This is a genomic window from Kineococcus auxinigenes (genome assembly GCF_050871525.1).
In the GTDB taxonomy this organism is placed as follows: Bacteria; Actinomycetota; Actinomycetes; order Actinomycetales; family Kineococcaceae; genus Kineococcus.
The window spans coordinates 1-779 of sequence record NZ_JBKBCT010000153.1; the positions used below are offsets into that span (position 1 = coordinate 1).

The 779-nt window shown below is 69.8% G+C and carries 1 protein-coding gene; it reads left to right on the forward strand.

Annotation, left to right across the window (positions count from 1 at the left end; all coding sequences use genetic code 11):
* Positions 1-779 (forward strand): DUF4124 domain-containing protein (locus ACRYR9_RS19740; protein WP_432540224.1); only part of this gene is annotated, 779 nt, incomplete at both ends.

Sequence of the window (779 nt, forward strand, 5' to 3'; positions counted from 1 at the left end):
TACAACGGCGTGGCGGCGTTCAACGTGAACCAGTACAACACCAGCATCTACACCGTGCCGGCCTCGCAGCCGCGCGTGGACGTGCAGTGGAGCAACTGCCAGAACCGCAGCTACACCCCCAAGGGACTGCTGGGGCCCGGTGGGCAGTTCACCCAGGTGCCGGTGCCGGCGGACGCGGTACCGGCCACCGGGACCGACGCGCAGCTGACGATCTACTCGCCCGAGACGAACCAGCTGTGGGAGTTCTGGCGGATGAAGAAGGTCGACGGCGTCTGGAGCGCGTGCTGGGGCGGGCGCATCGACGAGGTCTCCACCAGCCCGGGCTACTTCCTGAACGGCTTCGGCGCCGCCGCCACGGGACTGGCCCTGTCCGGTGGGGCCATCGGCATCAAGGAGGCCCAGGCCGGGCAGATCAACCACGCCATCGCCCTGGCCATCCCCAGCCCTGCGCACTGGAAGACGTTCAGCTGGCCGGCCCAGCGCAGCGACGGCACGGACACCTCCGCGAACGCCATCCCCGAGGGCACGCGCCTGCGCCTGGACCCCAGCGTGGACGTGGACTCCCTCCAGCTCACCCCGCTGGCCAAGATGATCGCCAAGGCCGCGCAGAAGTACGGCTTCATCGTCGTGGACCGCGCCGGGGCCGTGGCGGTGTCCACGGAGTCCTCCGCGGCGGTCAAGGCCACCACCGGGGTGGACCCCTGGCCGGCGCTGATGCAGGGCAAGCCGAGCTACTCGATCATGCAGAACTTCCCCTGGGACAAGCTGCAGGCCCTGCC